This is a genomic window from Pseudomonas sp. S3E17, assembly GCF_024168685.1.
In the GTDB taxonomy this organism is placed as follows: domain Bacteria; phylum Pseudomonadota; class Gammaproteobacteria; order Pseudomonadales; family Pseudomonadaceae; genus Aquipseudomonas; species Aquipseudomonas marginalis.
This window is the reverse complement of sequence record NZ_JALJWE010000001.1, coordinates 3,655,037-3,675,066: the sequence shown is the minus strand read 5'-3', so window position 1 is coordinate 3,675,066 and position 20,030 is coordinate 3,655,037. Positions and strand designations below refer to the sequence as shown.

The window sequence follows — 20,030 nt, the reverse complement described above, 5'->3', positions numbered from 1 at the left end:
CCCAAGGAAGCCGTTATGCCGGATGCGACGTCCCTCAGCGCTGGATTCATGGTGGTTCACGGCAACCGCTTGGACGAACTGCGCAGCCTGGTGGTGAGTTGGATGCGCCGTTATCCCTTGGCGCCTCTGGAAAACGAAATCGCCCTGGTACAAAGCAACGGCATTGCCCAGTGGCTCAAACTGGCCTTGGCTGAAGACCCGCAAGACGACGATATGGGAGGCTGCGGAATTGCCGCCGCCATCGATGTACAGCTCCCCGGCAGCTTCATGTGGCAGCTCTATCGCATGGTCCTGGGACGTGACGAAATCCCTCCAAAATCCCTGCTCGATAAAGCCCCGCTCACTTGGCGCCTGATGCGCCTGCTCCCGGAACTCATCGATCAACAGCACTTCGAGCCGTTGCAACGTTTCTTGACCCACGACTCCGACCTGCGCAAACGCTACCAACTGGCGGAACGACTGGCTGACCTGTTCGACCAATACCAGGTCTACCGCGCTGACTGGCTGGAAGACTGGGCTGCCGGCCGCCATCAATTGCGTAACGGTCGAGGCGAGTCAAAGCCACTCAACCCTGCCAATTGTTGGCAAGCCGAGTTATGGCGCGCGCTGCTGTTGGACGTCGGTGAAGAGGGCATGGCCGAAAGCCGCGCCGGCGTGCACCAGCGCTTTATCGAACGTATCAATACGCTTGAGCAAGCACCGAAGGGTTTGCCTTCCCGGGTGATTGTCTTCGGGATTTCTTCCTTGCCCGCCCAAGCGCTGGAGGCGCTGGCCGGTCTGGCCCGTTTCAGCCAAGTCCTGCTGTGCGTGCACAACCCGTGTCGCCACCATTGGTCCGACATCGTCGCCGACAAAGACCTGCTGCGTAACGAATACAAACGCCAGGCGCGCAAAGCCGGCATGCCCGTTACCATCGACCCACAAACCCTGCACCAACACGCCCATCCGCTGTTGGCTGCCTGGGGCAAACAAGGTCGCGACTACATCAGCCTGCTGGACAGTTACGACGATCCCAACAGCTACCGCGCCGCTTTTCGCGATGGTCGAATCGACCTGTTCAGCGATAGCGAACCCACCACACTGCTCAACCAGCTTCAGGACGATATCCTCGAACTGCGCCCACTCAATGAGACTCGGGAACGATGGCCCGCTGTCGATCTGGAGCGTGATACATCCATCCGCTTCCACATTGCCCACAGCGCCCAACGCGAAGTGGAAATTCTCCACGACCAATTGCTCCAACGCTTCAGCGCCGACCCCACGCTTCGCCCAAGGGACATCATCGTCATGGTCCCCGACGTCGACAGCTATGCGCCGCATATCCGCGCGGTATTCGGTCAACTGGACAGAATCGATCCCCGCTTCATCCCCTTCACCCTGACCGATCAAGGTCAGCGTGGCCGCGATCCCCTGCTGATCGCCGTTGAACACCTGCTCAAACTCCCCGACAGCCGCTTCCCCGTCAGCGAGATTCTCGACCTGTTGGACGTCCCGGCCTTGCGCGAACGCTTCGCCATCAAGGAGCGCGATCTGCCCACGCTGCACCGCTGGATCGAAGGCGCTGGCATCCGTTGGGGCCTCAACGCCGAGCAACGTGCGGGGCTCGGTCTGCCGAGTGAACTGGAACAAAACAGCTGGCGATTCGGCCTTCGCCGTATGCTTCTAGGCTACGCCGTCGGCACCGGTGCGGCCTGCGAAGGCATTGAACCTTACGACGAAATCGGCGGACTTGATGCGGCCTTGATCGGCCCCCTGGTCGCTTTGCTCGATGCCCTCGGCGATGCCCATCAAGCGCTGTCACAACCCGCGCCGCCCCACGAATGGGGCGAGCGTCTGCAACGCCTGATGCAACTCTTCTTCCTACCCAGCAGCGAGCACGACGACTACCTGTTGGGTCAGCTTGAGCAACTCAGGGAAACCTGGTTGGAAACCTGCGAGTCCGTTGGACTGCAGGATGAGTTACCGCTTACCGTAGTCCGCGAAGCCTGGCTGGCCGGCCTTGACCAAGGCCGTCTGTCCCAGCGTTTTCTCGCTGGGGCTGTCAATTTTTGCACCCTGATGCCCATGCGCGCGATCCCGTTCAAGCTGGTGTGCTTGCTCGGCATGAACGACGGCGACTACCCTCGCGCCCAGCCACCGCTGGATTTCGACCTGATGGGCAGCGACTACCGTCCCGGCGACCGTTCGCGCCGCGAAGACGACCGTTACCTGCTGCTCGAGGCCCTGCTGTCCGCCCGCGATCAGCTCTATATCAGCTGGGTGGGCCGTAGCATCCGCGATAACAGCGAGCGCCCGGCCTCTGTACTCATCGGCCAACTGCGCGACCATATCGCCAGTGGCTGGCACAACACACAAGAAATACCGCTACTGGACGCGATGACCCAGGAACACCCGCTCCAACCCTTCAGCGCCCGCTATTTCCACGAAGGTGATCCACTGTTCAGCTACGCCCGCGAATGGCAGTTACTCCACCAAGCTGTGGATAACGTCCCCAAAGAGGATCAACTGGCGCAGCACCAACAGGAAGAGCCCCTGAGTCTCGGCCAGTTGCAGGACTTCCTGCGCAACCCGGTCAAACACTTCTTCAGCCAGCGTCTGAAAGTGTTCTTCGAAGCCGCTGAAGTACCCTTGGCCGATGAAGAACCCTTCGTGCTTGACGCGCTGCAACGCTACAACCTGAGCGACAGCCTGTTGAACGCTGCGCTGTCCCAGCCCGAACACCTCGACCAAGCCCTCAACGCCCAGGCCCTACGGCTGCAAGGCAGTGGCCTGTTGCCGATGGTCGGTTTCGGCGAGTGCCTGCGCAACGAACTCATTGAGCCCCTGCCCGACTTGTTGCAACGTTACCAGCAGTTGCTGGCGCTCTGGCCAACACCACACACCGCCGCAGAACCGATCAGTTTCGAGCATCAGGGTATCGCGCTTGAAGGCTGGATCAGCGGCCTGCATCGACGCGGTGATGGCGGATTGCTGAGTGTCACCACCATCCCCAATAGCATCGGCTCGATCAAAACACGCAAATGGCATCGCCTGATCCGTCCTTGGGTCAATCACGTAGTGGCCTGCGCCTGTGGCTTTTCCTTGAGCACGGGGTTGGTGGCCAGCGACGATACGTTGCTACTGGCCCCGCTGGATCAGCCCATCGCCCGGGAAATCCTCGGCAACCTGCTGTTGGCCTGGCACAGCGGCATGAGAGAACCGCTGCCGGTAGCCGTCAAGACCGCCTTCGCCTGGCTCAGCCAGACCGATCCGGTCAAAGCCCACGCCGCCGCGAGCAAAGCCTATGAAGGCGACGGCCTGACCACCGACGGCGAGCGTCGCGAAACCCCGGCGCTCACCCGACAGTTCCCCGATTACGCCGCCCTGGTCGCCAGCGAAGAGTTCGAAGGCTGGTGCGAAACCTTGTATCGACCGCTCATCAACGCCCCATGGCGATCACTCACAGGCGAGGAGGCCGGCCCATGAGCAGCAAACCCTTGGCCCTGGCCTTCCCGTTGAATGGCAGCCAGCTGATTGAAGCCAGCGCCGGCACCGGCAAAACCTTCACCATCTCCGCCTTGTACCTGCGTCTGGTCCTTGGCCACGGTGACGGTGAGTCCGGTTTTGGTCGTGAACTGCTGCCGCCGCAAATCCTCGTGGTGACCTTTACCGATGCCGCCACCAAAGAGCTGCGCGAACGCATCCGCATTCGTTTGGCCGAAGCTGCACGTTTCTTCCGCGAAGAGATTGAACAGCCCGACGCGCTGATCGCCGACCTGCGTGCGCAATACCTCCCCGAGCAATGGCCCGCCTGTGCCAACCGCCTGGACATCGCCGCCCAGTGGATGGATGAAGCGGCGGTTTCCACGATTCACAGTTGGTGCCAGCGCATGCTGCGCGAACACGCGTTCGACAGCGGCAGCCTGTTCACCCAGACCCTGGAAACCGACCACAGTGACCTGCTCGGCGAAGTGCTGCGCGATTATTGGCGTCTGTTCTGCTACCCGATGCACGACGACGCACTCAACTGGGTACGCAGCAATTGGGGCGGCCCGGCCGCGTTGATGCCACGCGTGCGCGCACTGTTCGGCAGCGAACGGCCGACGGATGAAACCCGCGAACCCGCCGAGTTGATCAACGCTTGCCTGCAAGAACGCCGTGAAGCGTTGATAAACATCAAGGCTCCCTGGCAACAATGGGCCGCCGAGTTGCGCGATATCTGTCTGCAAGCCGTAGCCGCCAAAGCCGTCGACGGCCGCAAGATGCAAGCGCGTTACTTCGAGCCCTGGTTCGAAAAGATCAGCGCCTGGGCCGCTGACGAAACCCTCGAGCAACTGGACATCGGCACCGGGTTCACCCGCCTCACCCCCGACGGCATGGCCGAAGCCTGGAAGGGCGACCCGCCGCAACATCCTGGCATCGACGCTATGGCCGGCCTCAAGGCCGCCCTCGACGCGCTGCCAACCCCCGACGCGGCGGTGTTGCAACACGCTGCCGGTTGGGTGGGCAAGCGCTTCGAAGAAGAAAAGCGCCGTCGCGCCGAAATGGGCTTCGACGACATGCTGATCCGCCTCAACGCCGCCCTGCAGGCCGATGGCGGCGAGCGCCTGGCCAGTGTGATCCGCGAGCAGTTCCCGGTGGCCCTGATCGACGAGTTCCAGGACACCGACCCGGTGCAATACAGCATCTTCGACAGCATTTACCGCATCGAAGAGAACCACCTCGACAGCGGCCTGTTCCTGATTGGCGACCCCAAGCAAGCCATCTACGCCTTCCGCGGCGCCGATATCTACACCTACCTGCGTGCGCGCAAATCCACGCTCGGCCGTCATCACACCCTGGGCACCAACTTCCGTTCCAGCCATGCGATGGTCGAGGCGGTGAACCACGTGTTCCTGCGGGCGGAAACCGGCCGCGGCGCGTTCCTGTTCCGGGAGTCGAACGGCGACAACCCGGTGCCGTTCCACCCGGTGTTGTCCCAAGGCCGCAAGGAAAAACTGCAGGTCGACGGCCAAACGTTGCCGGCGCTGAACCTGTGGCACCTGCCCACCGACCAGCCGGTTTCCAACGCGGTGTACCGCCACCAACTGGCCGGCGCCTGCGCCACCCGGATTGTCGAATTGCTCAACGGCGGGCAGCAAGGTACGGCCGGTTTCCTGCAAGCGGACGACAGCTTCAAAGGCGTACTGCCGTCGGACATCGCCATCCTCGTGCGCGACGGCAAGGAAGCCCAGGCCGTGCGCGCCGAGTTGGCCGCCCGTGGCGTGCGTAGCGTGTACCTGTCCGACAAGGACTCCGTCTTCGCCGCCCAGGAAGCCCACGACCTGCTCGCCTGGCTCAAGGCCTGCGCCGAGCCGGACGTCGAGCGGCCGCTGCGGGCGGCCCTGGCTTGCGTCACCTTGAACCTGTCACTGCCGGAACTGGAGCGTCTGAACCAGGACGAACTGGCGTGGGAACGCCGCGTGATGCAGTTCCGAGGCTACCGCACGATCTGGCGCACCCAAGGCGTGTTGCCGATGCTGCGTCGCCTGCTGCACGACTTCAAACTGCCGCAAACCCTGATCGCCCGCAGCGACGGCGAACGTGTGCTGACCAACCTGTTGCACCTCAGCGAGTTGTTGCAACAAGCCGCGTCGGAACTGGACGGCGAACAGGCGTTGATCCGCCACCTGGCCGAACACCTGGCGTTGTCCGGCCAGGCCGGCGAAGAGCAAATCCTGCGCCTGGAAAGTGACGAGCAACTGGTCAAGGTGGTGACCATTCACAAATCCAAGGGCCTGGAGTACGACCTGGTCTTCCTGCCTTTCATCTGCTCGGCCAAGCCGGTCGACGGCAGTCGCCTGCCGCTGCATTACCACGACGAACACGGCAAATCCCATGTCAGCCTGCGCCCGACCGCCGAGTTGATCGCCCAGGCCGACGATGAGCGCCTGGCCGAAGACCTGCGTTTGTTCTACGTGGCCTTGACCCGCGCCAAACATGCCTGCTGGCTCGGCGTTGCCGACCTCAAGCGTGGCAACAGCAGCAGCTCGGTACTGCACCTGTCGGCGCTGGGTTACTTGCTCGGCGCCGGTGCGTCGTTGAGTGAATCCGCCGGCCTCGCGCGTTGGCTGCTGGATCTGCAGGACGGCTGCCCGGCCATCCACTACGCCCCGGTGCCCGACGCCCAGGACATCCTGTTCCACCCGCCGCGCAACACTGCCCACTTGCTCGCGCCCTTGTTACCCAAGCGCAAGGCCGCCGAGAACTGGTGGATCGCGTCCTACAGTGCCTTGCGCATTGGCGACAGCATGAGCGTCGCCCACCTCGAAGCGCCCGAAAGCCCACAGGCGCAAAAGCTGTTCGATGACGAACGTCTCGATCCCGATGCCCCGCGTGACGTGGCGGCGTCCGGCGCAGACATTCACCGTTTCCCACGCGGTCCGAACCCCGGCACCTTCCTTCACGGCCTGCTGGAGTGGGCCGGGGAAGAAGGCTTCAACGTGACCTCCCAAGCGATCGAACAAGCTGTAGGCGCACGCTGCAATCGCCGCCACTGGGAAGGCTGGATCGTCACCCTCAGCGGTTGGCTGGGCCATCTGCTGCACACGCCGCTGCCGGTGGATAACGACCAGGTCGCCCTGAGCGACCTGCAGCACTACCAGATCGAAATGGAGTTCTGGTTCGCCAGCCATAAAGTCGACGTGCTCGCCCTCGACAAGCTGGTATGCCAGTACACCCACAACGGTGTGTCCCGCGTCGCCGCGGAACCAGTGCTGCTCAACGGCATGTTCAAAGGTTTTATCGACCTCACCTTCGAACATGATGGCCGCTACTACGTGGCCGACTACAAATCCAACTGGCTCGGTCCTGACGATTCGGCCTACACCCAGGACGCCATGGAACAGTCGATCCTCGAGCACCGCTACGACCTGCAATACGTGCTTTACCTGCTCGCGCTGCATCGCCAACTCAAGGCGCGCCTGCCGGACTATGACTACGACCGGCATGTCGGCGGCGCGCTGTACCTGTTCCTGCGCGGCACCCAGGCTGTCAGCCGAGGGGCGTTTTTCACCCGGCCGCCACGGGACCTGATCGAAGGCCTGGACCTGCTGTTCCAGGGCAAGCCCATCCCGCCCAAGGCTGAGCCTGCCTGGGAACAAGGAGTGTTGTTATGAGCCTGTCGCCGTTACCGCTTGAGGCGTTAGCGCCCTTGAGCCGCGCCGCCGACCTGGTGCACCTGCTGGAGCGTTGGGTTGACCGGGGGTGGCTGCGGGCGTTGGATAAGGCGTTCGTGGGCTTCCTGCACGAGCTCGATCCACACGCCGACCCCTTGGTGCTCCTGGCGGCGGCGCTGACCAGCCACCAACTCGGCCACGGCCATGTGTGCCTGGACCTGTTCGAAACCCTCAACGCGCCGGATTTTGCCCTGTCCCTGCCGCCCGAAGGCGACCTGCACAGCGGCGCCATGCTGCTGCCGTCGCAGTTGCTCGACGGCCTCGACGGCGCCCACTGGTGCCACGCCTTGGCCGCCAGTCCGTTGGTCGCCCTGGCGGTGGACGGCAGCGAATCGGCACACAGTCGTCCCTTGGTACTGTCGGGCAAACGCCTGTACCTGCGCCGCTACTGGACCTACGAGCGACGCATCGACAGCGCCCTGCGCCTGCGTCTCGCCACCCAGGAACGCGTCGCCGCCGATTTGCCCCAGCGCTTGAATGGCTTGTTTGACCAACCGGCGCCCGATGGCGTGATCGACTGGCAGAAACTCGCCTGCGCCCTGGCCACCCGCGGTGCATTCAGCATCGTCACCGGCGGCCCCGGCACCGGCAAGACCACCACGGTGGTGCGCCTGCTCGCGCTGTTGCAGGCGCCGGCCGTAGAGTCCGGCAGCCCGTTGCGCATCCGGCTGGCCGCGCCGACCGGTAAGGCCGCCGCGCGTTTGACCGAATCCATCAGCCAGCAAGTGCTGTCGCTGACAGTGCCGCAAAGCGTGAAGGAAAAGATTCCGACCCAGGTCACCACGGTCCACCGCTTGCTGGGCAGTCGCCCGGGCACTCGGCACTTCCGCCATCACCTTGGCAATCCGTTGCCCCTGGATGTGCTGGTGGTGGACGAAGCCTCGATGATCGACCTGGAAATGATGGCTAACCTGCTGGATGCGTTACCGCCCCACGCGCGCCTGGTGCTGCTGGGTGACAAGGACCAACTCGCCTCGGTGGAGGCCGGCGCCGTACTCGGTGATTTGTGCCGCGACGCTGAAGCCGGCTGGTACAGCCCCGATACCCGCCAATGGCTGCAAACCGTCAGCGGCGAAGACCTCAGCGCCAGTGGCCTGCACGAAGACCTCGATGGCAGCCATCCCTTGGCTCAGCAAGTGGTGATGCTGCGCTACTCACGGCGTTTCGGCGAAGGCAGCGGCATCGGCCAACTGGCGCGCTGGGTCAACCAGCAAAACGCCGACGAGGCGCGCAAGCTGCTGGCCGCACGCAGCCACAGCGACCTGTTCTGCGTCAGCCTCAAAGGTGAGCACGACCACGCCCTGGAGCGCCTGGTGCTGGACGGGCAGGGCGACGGCGCCGAGGGTTATCGCTATTACCTCAACCTGCTGCACAGCGCGCGCCCCACCGTCGACACCCCGCGCGATGACCTCGCCTGGACCCACTGGGCCCAGCAACTGCTGCAAGCCTTCGATGCGTTCCAACTGCTCTGCGCCGTGCGCAAGGGGCCTTGGGGGGTGGAAGGGCTGAACCTGCGCATCACGGCCGCCTTGCGCAAAGTGCGGCTGATCGAGGGGGATGAGCAATGGTACGAAGGCCGTCCGGTGTTGATGACGCGCAACGATTACGGCCTGGGCTTGATGAACGGCGATATCGGCATTGCCCTCAAACTGCCTGAAAGCGACGGCGGCCCCCAGGTGCTGCGGGTGGCTTTCCCACGTAACGATGGCCAGGGTGGCGTGCGCTTTGTCCTGCCCAGCCGTCTCAATGACGTGGAAACCGTGTACGCCATGACCGTGCACAAATCCCAGGGCTCGGAGTTCACCCACACCGCATTGATCCTGCCGGACGCGCTGAACCCGGTGCTCACCAAAGAGTTGATCTACACCGGCATCACCCGCGCCAAGCGCTGGTTCAGCCTGATCGAACCCCGTGACGGTGTGTTTGAAGAGGCCGTGCGCCGCAAGGTCAAACGCTTGAGTGGGTTGATGCTGGAGTTGGGTCAGGAGTCAGAAATATCTGACGCTGTGCTATCGTTGCGGCATCACCCCGAAAACACCTGAGAGAATCGCTGCATGAACCTGGCCGTCTCGCCCACAGAGCGTAGTTTGAGCTGGAGACGCCTGCTGCTGGTGGCGGTTCTATGCCTGCTGGCAGCCCGGGTATTTGCCGAGGCCCCAGGCCCGGCTGACCAGCGCGCCCAGGCGGTTACCCAGGTAGTACTCGGTATCCTCAGCTATGCCCGCTGGCCAGTAGAGCCTGCGCAACTGCGCCTGTGCATCGTCGGCCCGACCCAATACACCGACGACCTGATCAAAGGCACCACCCAGGCCACCGGTCGTCCGGTTGTGGTGCGGCGCCTGCTGGCCGACCATCCCGATATCGTCAATGCCTGCGATGCCGTGTACATCGGCAAACTCAGCAATGACGAACGCAGCCGCCTGTTTGCCTCGTTGATTGGCCACCCGGTGCTCAGCATCAGCGAAGGCGGCGACCAATGCACCGTGGGCAGCCTGTTCTGCCTGCGAGTGGGCGATGAGCAAGTGTCGTTTGAGGTCAATCTCGACTCGGTGGCGCGCAGTGGCGTGCGCATTCATCCCAGCGTGTTGCAACTGTCCCGGCGCCGGGCGCCCGCCACATGAAAGCGGCGAACGTACGACCTACCCTGCGTTCCGTCATCGGCCGAGGGCACATGATCCTGGCGCTGGTGGCGGTGACGCTGGCCAGTGTTTCCCTGACCCTGCTCGGCGTGTTGGCGCTGCGGGTCTACGCCGAACACAACCTGCACCTGATCGCCCGGTCCATCAACTACACCGTGGAAGCAGCCGTGGTGTTCAACGACCGCGGCGCGGCCACCGAAGCCCTCAGCCTGATTGCCTCCACCGAAGAAGTCGCCCAGGCTGACGTGTTCGATAGCAGTGGCCGGCTGTTGGCGCACTGGGAACGCCCGGAAAACGGGATGCTCTCCCGGGTTGAACTGGCGCTGGCGCATACCCTGCTCGAACAGCCCATCAGCCAGCCGATCCTCCACCAGGGGCGCACCATCGGCAGCATTCACCTGACCGGCCACGGCGGTAGCCTGCTGCGCTTCCTGCTCAGCGGCCTGGCGGGGATCCTGATCTGCACCGTCCTCAGTGCCTGGGTCGCGCTGCACCTGGCCCGTCGCTTGTTGACCGGCATCACCGGGCCGCTGCAAAGCCTCGCCGCCGTGGCCCACGCCGCCCGCAGCGAGCGGGACTTCGACCGTCGCGTGCCGCCGGCCCGCATCGCCGAACTCGACAGCCTGGGCAGCGACTTCAATGCCCTGCTCGGCGAGATGGAAGCCTGGCAAAACCACCTGCAAAGCGAAAACGAAACCCTCGCCCACAAGGCCAACCACGATAGCCTGACCGGTCTGCCCAACCGCGCGTACTTCGAAGGCCGCCTGATTCGCGCGCTGCGCAGCGCCGCCAAAGCCAAGGAGCAGGTAGCCGTGCTGTACCTCGACAGCGACCGGTTCAAAGAGATCAATGACAGCTTCGGCCATGCCGCCGGTGATGCCGTGCTGGTGGCCGTCGCCGAGCGGGTGCGTACGCAATTGCGTGAAGATGACCTGGTAGCGCGCCTGGGCGGTGACGAGTTCGCCATCCTGCTGGCGCCGCTGCACAAAGTCGAAGACGCCCAGCGCATCGCCGAAAAAATCATCGCCAGCATGGACATGCCGATTGCCGTGCCCGGCAGCACCCAGGTATTGACCTCCCTCAGTATCGGGATCGCCATCTACCCCGAACATGGCGTCACACCCGGCACCTTGCTCAATGCCGCCGATGCCGCGATGTACCAGGCCAAGCGTTTGTCCTCGGGCGGCCAGCAAACGGCGGAGCCGGAGAGCCCCGTCGTCAACGTTCAACACAGGAGTTGATCCCTTGTTCTCGACCGCGCGTTTTATGTTTATCACCCTGCTGGTGGCTTTGCTCGCCCTTGGCGGCTGCCAGACGGCGCCTCCCAAAGGCCTGACCCCGGCGCAAGTCGCCGTCCTCAAGCAACAGGGCTTCGAGCTTACCGATGACGGCTGGGCGTTCGGGCTGTCCGGCAAAGTGCTGTTTGGCAGTGACGTCGAAACCCTTAACCAAGCCAGCACCGACATCGTCCAGCACATCGGCAAGGCCCTGCTGGGTGTAGGCATCGAGCGCGTACGCGTCGATGGCCACACCGACGGCTCGGGCAAGGAAACCTACAACCAGCAACTGTCCCTGCGCCGCGCGAAAAGCGTGGCCACGGTGCTGCAGGGCGTGGGCATGAAAGAAGAAAACATTCAGCTGCGTGGGCTGGGCAGCAGTAAACCGGTGGCCGCCAACGACACAGCGGCAGGGCGTACCGAGAATCGGCGGGTGTCGATTGTGGTGATCGCGGACTGAGCCAGCAGTCCGGTTTCAATCTGAAATCCAATCAAAATGTGGGAGAGGTCTTGCCACCTCCCACATTCGAACGGTGTTCGCTTAATTGGCCGGAGATTCTCTAGGAGCCTCCTGCAATTTAAGGGGAGTTATCGTTGCTGGCCCTTAATCCGCAAACCGCATCTCCCGCGTCTCCCCCATCAACAACCCTTGGTTCTGCTCCGTCACTTCCCGGATGTAATCCCACAACAACGTAATCCGCTTCAACTTCCTCAGATCCTCCCGGCAATACATCCAAAACTGGCGAGTGATCGCAATCTGCTCCCCCAACACCGGCAGCAACCGTGGATCCTGCGCCGCCAGAAAGCACGGCAAGATCGCCATCGATCGCCCTTGCTGCGCCGCCACGTACTGTGCAATCACGCTGGTACTGCGCAGGCTGGCGCTGGCGCCGGGCACGACGTTGGCCAGGTACAGCAGCTCCGAGCTGAAGGCCAGATCATCCACATAGCTGATAAACGGATGCTCGGCTAAATCGGCCGGGCGCTGGATGGGCGGGTGTTGGTCGAGGTATTCCTGGGTCGCGTACAGCTGCAGTTTGTAGTCGCACAGTTTGCAGCATACGTAAGGCCCGTGTTCCGGGCGTTCCAGGGCGATGACGATGTCGGCTTCGCGCTTGGACAGGCTGATGAAGTGGGGCAGGGGCAGGATATCGACCGAGATGGCGGGGTAGGTGTCGACGAAGTGGCTCAACTGCGGGGTGACGAAGAAGCTGCCGAAGCCTTCGGTGCAGCCCATGCGCACATGGCCGGACAGCGCCACGCCGGAGCCGGACACCTGTTCGCAGGCCATGTGCAGGGTGCTTTCGATGGACTCGGCGTAGCCCAGCAAACGCTGGCCTTCGGAGGTGAGGACGAAGCCGTTGGTCCGGGATTTTTCAAACAGCAGCGTACCGAGGGACACTTCCAATGAGCTGATGCGCCGCGACACGGTGGTGTAGTCCACCGCCAGGCGCTTGGCAGCGACGCTGGCCTTGCGGGTGCGGGCCACTTCGAGGAAAAACTTCAGGTCATCCCAGTTCAGGGAGCCCAGTGATGTGATGTTTTTTTGCATATTGGACCGGCTTTTATGTGCGTTCTTATTAGAGATTTGCACATCTATACTCCAAAAACAGTCCGAACGCCTCATTCTTCAAGGCGATTCAAGCGCCTTGTCTCTGTATAAATATAAGAGTTGGAGACCACATGAACGCATCTGCCGATATTTCCGTGCAACAGGTCAAGTTGCTCATCAATGGTGAGTGGGTCGAGTCCAGGACTACCCATTGGCAAGACATCGTCAACCCGGCCACTCAGCAAGTGCTGGCCAAAGTCCCGTTCGCCACGGCCGATGAAGTCAATGCCGCCATCGACGCCGCCCATCAAGCCTTCCAGACCTGGAAGCTGACGCCGATCGGCGCGCGCATGCGCATCATGCTCAAGCTGCAAGCCCTGATCCGCGAACACTCCAAGCGTATCGCGGTGGTCCTCAGCGCCGAGCAGGGCAAGACCATTGCCGATGCCGAGGGCGATATTTTTCGTGGCCTGGAAGTGGTGGAGCACGCCTGCTCCATCGGCACCCTGCAAATGGGGGAGTTCGCCGAGAACGTCGCCGGTGGCGTCGATACCTACACCCTGCGCCAACCCATCGGCGTGTGTGCCGGCATTACCCCGTTCAACTTCCCGGCAATGATTCCGCTGTGGATGTTCCCCATGGCCATCGCCTGCGGCAACACCTTCGTCCTCAAGCCGTCCGAACAGGACCCACTGTCGACCCTGCTGTTGGTGGAGCTGGCGCTGGAAGCCGGCGTACCGGCGGGTGTGCTCAACGTGGTGCACGGTGGCAAGGACGTGGTGGATGCGCTGTGCACCCATAAAGACATCAAGGCTGTGTCCTTTGTCGGTTCGACTGCCGTCGGCACTCATGTCTACGACCTGGCCGGCAAGCACGGCAAGCGCGTGCAATCGATGATGGGGGCCAAGAACCACGCCGTGGTGCTGCCGGATGCCAACCGTGAACACACCTTCAATGCCCTGGTCGGTGCCGGTTTCGGCGCGGCGGGCCAACGTTGCATGGCCACCTCGGTGGTGGTGCTGGTGGGGGCGGCCAAGCAATGGCTGCCGGATCTGAAAGCGCTGGCGCAAAAGCTCAAGGTCAACGCCGGCAGCGAAGCCGGCACGGATGTCGGCCCGGTGATCTCCAAGCGCGCCAAGGCCCGCATCCTGGAGCTGATCGAAAGCGGCGTGAAAGAAGGCGCCAAGCTCGAGCTGGATGGCCGCGATATCAAGGTACCGGGCTTCGAGCACGGCAACTTCGTCGGCCCGACCCTGTTCTCGGGCGTGACCACCGATATGCAGATCTACACCCAGGAAATCTTCGGTCCGGTGCTGGTGGTGCTGGAAGTCGACACCCTCGACCAGGCCATTGCGCTGGTCAACGCCAACCCGTTCGGCAACGGCACCGGCCTGTTCACCCAGAGCGGGGCGGCGGCGCGTAAATTCCAGAGCGAAATCGATGTGGGCCAGGTCGGTATCAACATCCCGATCCCGGTGCCCGTGCCGTTCTTCAGCTTCACCGGTTCCCGTGGCTCCAAGCTCGGCGACCTCGGCCCGTACGGCAAGCAAGTGGTGCAGTTCTACACCCAGACCAAGACCGTCACCAGCCGCTGGTTCGACGACGACACGGTCAACGATGGCGTCAATACCACCATCAACCTGCGCTGATTCGGGAGACGACCATGAAGATTGCATTTATCGGCTTGGGCAACATGGGCGCGCCGATGGCCCGCAACCTGATCAAAGCCGGCCATGGGCTGAACCTGTTCGACCTGAACCAGACGGTGCTCAAGGAACTCGCCGAATTGGGCGGCAACATCAGCGACTCGCCGCGTGACGCTGCCCAAGGCGCCGAGCTGGTGATCACCATGCTGCCCGCCGCCGCCCATGTGCGCAGCGTCTGGCTGAATGAAGACGGTGTACTGGCGGGGATCGGCAACGGCGTGCCTGCGGTGGATTGCAGCACCATCGACCCACAGACCGCGCGCGACGTCGCCGCTGCTGCCGCCAAGCAAGGCGTGGTAATGGCCGACGCACCGGTCTCCGGCGGCACCGGCGGGGCGCAGGCCGGGACCCTGACCTTCATGGTCGGCGCCACCCCGGAACTGTTCGCCACCCTGCAACCGGTGCTGGCACAGATGGGCCGTAACATCGTGCACTGCGGCGATGTGGGCACCGGGCAAATCGCCAAGATCTGCAATAACCTGCTGCTCGGCATCAGCATGGTCGGCGTCAGCGAAGCCATGGCCTTGGGCGACGCGCTGGGCATCGATACCCAGGTGCTGGCCGGGATCATCAACAGCTCCACCGGGCGTTGCTGGAGTTCCGACACCTACAACCCATGGCCGGGCGTGATCGAAACCGCGCCGTCGTCCCGTGGTTATACCGGCGGGTTCGGCGCCGATTTGATGCTCAAGGACCTGGGGCTGGCCACCGAAGCCGCTCGCCAGGCCAAGCAACCGGTGATCCTCGGTGCGGTGGCCCAGCAGTTGTATCAATCGATGAGTCAGCGCGGCGAAGGGGGCAAGGACTTTTCGGCGATCATCAACAGCTATCGCAAACCCGAATAAACTGACGGTGGCGAGCGGGCTTGTCCCGCTCACCACAAAAAATCAGTTCACTGGAAGAGGTGGCTCAAGCAAACACAAAATACTTACGTACCGTCTCGACCACTTCCCACGTCCCCTTCATCCCTGGCTCCACCACAAAGATATCTCCAGCCCGCAAGTGAATCGGCTCCATCCCCTCAGGCGTGATCACGCAGTAGCCTTCCTGGAAATGGCAGTATTCCCATTTCACGTATTCGACATACCACTTGCCCGGCGTGCAGATCCAGGTGCCCATGATCTTGCTGCCGTCTTCGCTGGTGTAGGCGTTGAGGTTGACGGTGTGCGGGTCGCCTTCGAGCTTTTCCCATTTGCAGGCATCCAGGACCGGCAGGGGATGGGTGTCGCGCAGTACGGTGATGGGCTTGGACATGATGACTCCGAGGCAGGGAATGGAAAGATGCACCCTAAGGCCTGGGGCGTTGCGCCAGTGGTCTGAACTCGACATCGGGATGCCCAGAAGCGCAGGTGAACACGATTGTCGGGGCATCGCGAGTCAGTGTGGGAGGGGGCTTGCCCCCGATAGCGGTGGGTCAGTTGGCACCTGTGTAAACGGACCCACTGCCATCGGGGGCAAGCCCCCTCCCACATTAATCCTCTCTAGCCGACACTTTTGAGCGTAAATCAGCCATTTCCTCGCAGTAAGTGCGAAAGATTTTCCCCTCGGCGCACGAATTCGCAAGAAAATTCACGTCTGGCCCTCGTATCATTCACCCCAGTAACCGCCGAGAGCCTTCAAATGAACCCAATAAAAACGTGGTGGGACATCAGCCCGCCCTTGAGCACGGCAACCCCGACCTGGCCGGGCGATACGCCGTTCCAGGAAGAGCGTGTGTGGCAGTTCGGCCCGGAGTGCCCGGTGAATGTCGGACGCATCACCCTGTCGCCGCACACCGGCGCCCATGTGGATGCGCCGCTGCATTACAGCGCCGACGGAGCGCCGATTGGCGAGGTGTCGCTGGAGGTGTACATGGGCCCGTGCCGGGTACTGCATTGCCTGGACAGCGGCGCGCTGGTCCAGCCCCATCAGTTGCAAGGGCGTGTGGATAACCTGCCGGAGCGCGTGCTGCTGCGGACTTATCCACAGGCGCCGCTGACCGAATGGGATGCGAACTTCACCGCCATCGCCCCGCAGACTATTGAGCTGCTGGCCAGCCTGGGTGTGCGCCTGATCGGGATCGACACGCCCTCCCTGGACCCGCAACAGTCCAAGACCATGGATGCCCACAACGCCGTGGCGCGGCATGGCATGGCGATCCTTGAAGGCATCGTGCTCGACGACGTACCGGAGGGCGACTACGAACTGATCGCCCTGCCGCTGCGTTTCGCCAACCTGGACGCCAGCCCGGTCCGTGCCATTCTCCGCCCGCTCAAGGAGCCCACGCGATGAGCCAATGTCCTTTCTCTGCCGACTACCAGCCACCGGAAGAATGGCATAACGCCGAACTGAATTTTTCCGAGTCCATGAGCTATGGCGACTACCTGGACCTGGGCAAAGTGCTCAGTGCCCAGCACCCGCTGTCGCCGGACCATAACGAAATGCTCTTCATCATCCAGCACCAGACCTCCGAGCTGTGGATGAAGCTGATGCTCCACGAACTCAAGGCCGCCCGCGAACACGTGCGCCTGGGCGAGTTGCCGCCGGCGTTCAAGATGCTGGCGCGGGTGTCGCGGATCTTCGATCAACTGGTGCACGCCTGGGCCGTGCTGGCGACCATGACACCGTCAGAGTACAAGGCGATTCGCCCGTTCCTGGGGCAGTCGTCGGGGTTCCAGTCGTTCCAGTACCGCGAGATCGAATTTATCCTCGGCAACAAGAGCCCGGCGCTGTTGCGCCCCCATGCCCATCGGCCTGAGTTGTTGCAGGCGTTGCAGGTGGCGATTGCCACGCCGTCGCTGTATGACGAGGCGATCAACCTGATGGTCAAGGCGGGCCTGGCGATTGACCCCAAGCGTGCCGAGCGCGACCCGACGGCGGCGACCGTGCACGATGAGTCGGTGGAGGCGGCGTGGCGCGAGGTGTATCGCGATCCGAGCCGGTATTGGGACTTGTACCAGTTGGCCGAGAAGTTTATCGACCTGGAGGATTCGTTCCGCCAATGGCGCTTCCGGCATGTGACCACAGTGGAGCGGATTATCGGCTTCCAGCCCGGCACTGGCGGCACCGAGGGCGTGGGTTACCTGCGCAATATGCTCGACACGGTGCTGTTCCCCGAGCTGTGGCGAGTGCGCTCCACGCTGTAAAAAAAAGCCCCGGATCACCGGGGCTTTTCATTTGCAATGCAATCAAATGCGGGAGGCGGCGACCGCTTTCGTCTTACTCGCTCGCAACCGGTAGGCCACATAGATAACCCCCACCCAAACCGGCATCGCATACACCGACTCGCGAATCCCCGGGATCGCCAGCATCACACTGATGATCATCAGCATGAACGCCAGACACAGGTAGTTGCTGAACGGGAACCAGAAGGTCTTGAACGACGGCGTCACGCCTTGCTCGCCCATGGCCTTGCGGAACTTGATATGGGTGATGCTGATCAGCGCCCAGTTGATCATCAGCGAGGCAACCACCAGCGCGAACAGCAGCTCCAGGGCACTTTGCGGTGCCACGTAATTGACCACTACGCACAGCATCGTCACCAGCGCCGAGATCGCCAGGGCCCGCAGCGGCACGCCTTGCTTGTTGAGTTTCATCAGCGCTTTCGGCGCATCGCCTTGCTCGGCCAGGCCGAACAGCATGCGGCTGTTGCAGTACACGCCGCTGTTGTACACCGACAGCGCCGCGGTCAGCACCACGAAGTTGAGGATGTGGGCGGCGGTGTCGTTGCCGATCAGCGAGAAGATCTGCACAAACGGGCTGCCGCTGTAGGCATCGCCTGACGCGCCGAGGGTTTGCAGCAGTTGATCCCATGGGTACAGCGACAGCAGCACGGTCAATGCGCCGACGTAGAAAATCAGGATCCGGTACACCACCTGGTTGATCGCCTTGGGGATCACCTTGCGGGGCTCACTGGCCTCGGCAGCGGTGATACCCACCAGCTCCAGGCCGCCGAACGAGAACATGATGAAGGCCATGGACATCAACAGCCCCATGCCGCCATTCGGGAAGAACCCGCCGTGGCTCCACAGGTTGCTGACCGACGCTTGCGGGCCGCCGGTACCGCTGAACAGCAGGTAGCAGCCGAGCACGATCATGCCGACAATCGCCACCACCTTGATGATCGCGAACCAGAACTCGGCTTCACCGAAGAACTTCACGTTAAGAGTGTTGATCAGGTTCACCGCGACAAAGAACACCAGGGCGCTGACCCAGGTCGGGATCTCCGGCCACCAGAACTGGATGTACTTGCCCACCGCAGTCAGCTCGGCCATGCCCACCAGCACGTAGAGCACCCAGTAGTTCCAGCCGGCCAGGAAGCCCGCGTAACCGCCCCAGTATTTGTGCGCGAAATGGCTGAACGAGCCGGCCACCGGTTCTTCGACGATCATCTCGCCGAGCTGGCGCATGATCAGGAACGCGATGAAACCGGCGATCGCGTAGCCCAGGATCATCGACGGCCCCGCCGACTTGAGTACCCCGGCCGAACCGAGGAACAGCCCCGTGCCTATCGCCCCGCCCAAGGCGATCAACTGAATATGCCGGTTCTTCAGGCCACGCTTGAGGCCTACCGGGTTAACCATGTCATCCGCCATTAACGTTCCCTTCTACTTGTTTTTCTCGGGGTAGAACCCCTCAGAAGTGCTGAGGAGTCAGATATTACTCTGCGTAAACTTTTCGTAATACAGCTGAACGCCATCAAGTGCCTGATCCGCCAGCCATTGTTGGATGGATTCGACCATTGGCGGAGGGCCGCATACGTACATATCCGCCAATCCGTCGCGTAATTCGGCCAGGTCGAAATGCTCGGTGAGGTAGCCGCGCTTGCCGGGCCATTCAGGCGACGGTGCGCTCAGCACTTCGGTGTAGCGAAAGCCGCGGATTGTCGAGGCGTATTGATGGATACGCTGCGCTTCACATAAATCCTCGGCCCCGCGCACGCCGTAGTACAGGTGCACCGGCTGATCACAGCCCGTGGCGGCCAGTTCATCGAGCATGCCCAGTAACGCCGACAGTCCGGTGCCGCCGGCCACCAGCACCAGCGGTTTGCTGACATGGCGCAGGTAGAACGCACCCAGCGGCGCCTCCATCAGCAACCCATCGCCGACGTGGCAACGTTCCCGCAGGTAATTGCTCATCACCCCATCCGGCAGCAGGCGGATCAGGAATTGCAGCCGGTTGCCCGGCAGGTTGGCGAACGAGTAGGAACGCCAACAGTCGGTGCCGGGTACCGAGATGCGCGCATATTGGCCCGGCAGGAAATCCAGCGCCGCGTCCAACCGCACCGTCAAGATCGCCGTATTGGCCGACACCTGCTGCACCTCGCTTACCGTGCCACGCACCTGCGCCGGCCCCGGCGCATTGCACAGGCTCGAATCGAAGTCGAAGTAGAATGCCGCGTCGGACTTCACCCGGGTCTGGCAACTGAGCATCTTGCGCTGTTGCAGGTCGAGGCTGGAGAGAGCTTCCTCGTCCACATAGTCCTGGGTGTAGTCACCCGACTCGCACCGCCCCTGGCAGGTGCCGCACACGCCTTCGCGGCAATCCAGGGGGATCTTGATGCCATTGCGCAGCGCCGCATCCAACAGGATTTCATTTGCGCCCACCGGGAAAAACAGGGTCTTGCCGTCGGCAAAACTGAAGGCCACTTTGTGATTCATTCACGGAAACTCCACGCGTGA

At 62.6% G+C, this 20,030-nt stretch carries 14 protein-coding genes; 10 read left to right on the top strand and 4 right to left on the bottom strand.

Annotated features, from left to right (window positions below; all coding sequences use genetic code 11):
• Window positions 1–15: 15 nt before the first annotated feature.
• The 6 genes from recC to J3D60_RS16400 are packed head-to-tail and all read left to right on the top strand — an operon-like array spanning window position 16 to window position 11,572.
• Window positions 16–3,465 (top strand): exodeoxyribonuclease V subunit gamma, encoded by a 3,450-nt coding sequence (gene recC, locus J3D60_RS16425; protein WP_253492043.1) that lies wholly within the window; start codon window positions 16–18, stop codon window positions 3,463–3,465.
• Window positions 3,462–7,136 (top strand): exodeoxyribonuclease V subunit beta, encoded by a 3,675-nt coding sequence (gene recB, locus J3D60_RS16420; RefSeq protein ID WP_253492042.1) that lies wholly within the window; start codon window positions 3,462–3,464, stop codon window positions 7,134–7,136. Before recC ends, recB begins: the two co-directional genes overlap by 4 nt.
• Window positions 7,133–9,238: an exodeoxyribonuclease V subunit alpha gene (recD, locus tag J3D60_RS16415; RefSeq protein ID WP_065938976.1), complete on the top strand. Its 2,106-nt coding sequence runs from the start codon at window positions 7,133–7,135 to the stop codon at window positions 9,236–9,238. Before recB ends, recD begins: the two co-directional genes overlap by 4 nt.
• Window positions 9,239–9,250: 12 nt before the next feature.
• Window positions 9,251–9,817, top strand: a complete 567-nt coding sequence (locus tag J3D60_RS16410; RefSeq protein ID WP_065938977.1) for a YfiR family protein — start codon at window positions 9,251–9,253, stop codon at window positions 9,815–9,817.
• The gene (locus tag J3D60_RS16405) at window positions 9,814–11,076 is read left to right on the top strand and encodes a diguanylate cyclase (protein WP_253492041.1); all 1,263 of its coding nucleotides are present in this window, start codon (window positions 9,814–9,816) and stop codon (window positions 11,074–11,076) included. The genes J3D60_RS16410 and J3D60_RS16405 overlap by 4 nt, the downstream gene beginning before the upstream one ends.
• Before the next feature lie 4 nt (window positions 11,077–11,080).
• Window positions 11,081–11,572 (top strand): OmpA family protein, encoded by a 492-nt coding sequence (locus J3D60_RS16400; protein ID WP_253492040.1) that lies wholly within the window; start codon window positions 11,081–11,083, stop codon window positions 11,570–11,572.
• Between the two features lie 144 nt (window positions 11,573–11,716).
• Here J3D60_RS16400 and J3D60_RS16395 read toward each other — a convergent pair whose 3' ends face one another.
• Complete coding sequence (locus J3D60_RS16395; RefSeq protein ID WP_253492039.1) at window positions 11,717–12,664, bottom strand: LysR family transcriptional regulator; 948 nt, start codon at window positions 12,662–12,664, stop codon at window positions 11,717–11,719.
• A gap of 131 nt (window positions 12,665–12,795) precedes the next feature.
• Here J3D60_RS16395 and J3D60_RS16390 point away from each other — a divergent pair, with 131 nt between their 5' ends.
• Together J3D60_RS16390 and mmsB are read left to right on the top strand one after the other, a co-directional pair.
• Window positions 12,796–14,313, top strand: a complete 1,518-nt coding sequence (locus J3D60_RS16390) for a CoA-acylating methylmalonate-semialdehyde dehydrogenase (protein ID WP_253492038.1) — start codon at window positions 12,796–12,798, stop codon at window positions 14,311–14,313.
• Window positions 14,314–14,327: 14 nt separating this feature from the next.
• Complete coding sequence (gene mmsB, locus J3D60_RS16385) at window positions 14,328–15,215, top strand: 3-hydroxyisobutyrate dehydrogenase (protein ID WP_027607678.1); 888 nt, start codon at window positions 14,328–14,330, stop codon at window positions 15,213–15,215.
• A 64-nt stretch (window positions 15,216–15,279) separates the two neighbouring features.
• On the opposite strand, the gene J3D60_RS16380 is transcribed toward mmsB, so the two are convergent.
• On the bottom strand, window positions 15,280–15,624 hold the full coding sequence (locus J3D60_RS16380; protein WP_003230905.1) for a cupin domain-containing protein: 345 nt from the start codon (window positions 15,622–15,624) through the stop codon (window positions 15,280–15,282).
• Window positions 15,625–15,990: 366 nt separating this feature from the next.
• On the opposite strand from J3D60_RS16380, the gene kynB reads away from it, so the two are divergent.
• On the top strand, window positions 15,991–16,641 hold the full coding sequence (gene kynB / locus J3D60_RS16375; protein ID WP_253492037.1) for an arylformamidase: 651 nt from the start codon (window positions 15,991–15,993) through the stop codon (window positions 16,639–16,641).
• On the top strand, window positions 16,638–17,495 hold the full coding sequence (gene kynA, locus J3D60_RS16370; protein ID WP_253492036.1) for a tryptophan 2,3-dioxygenase: 858 nt from the start codon (window positions 16,638–16,640) through the stop codon (window positions 17,493–17,495). Before kynB ends, kynA begins: the two co-directional genes overlap by 4 nt.
• A 42-nt stretch (window positions 17,496–17,537) precedes the next feature.
• On the opposite strand, the gene J3D60_RS16365 is transcribed toward kynA, so the two are convergent.
• Both J3D60_RS16365 and antC read right to left on the bottom strand, forming a co-directional pair.
• Window positions 17,538–18,944 carry an amino acid permease gene (locus J3D60_RS16365; protein ID WP_253492034.1) on the bottom strand — a complete coding sequence of 469 codons (1,407 nt, stop codon included), beginning with the start codon at window positions 18,942–18,944 and terminating at the stop codon, window positions 17,538–17,540.
• Between the two features lie 57 nt (window positions 18,945–19,001).
• On the bottom strand, window positions 19,002–20,009 hold the full coding sequence (gene antC / locus J3D60_RS16360; protein WP_253492032.1) for an anthranilate 1,2-dioxygenase electron transfer component AntC: 1,008 nt from the start codon (window positions 20,007–20,009) through the stop codon (window positions 19,002–19,004).
• Window positions 20,010–20,030 lie beyond the last annotated feature (21 nt).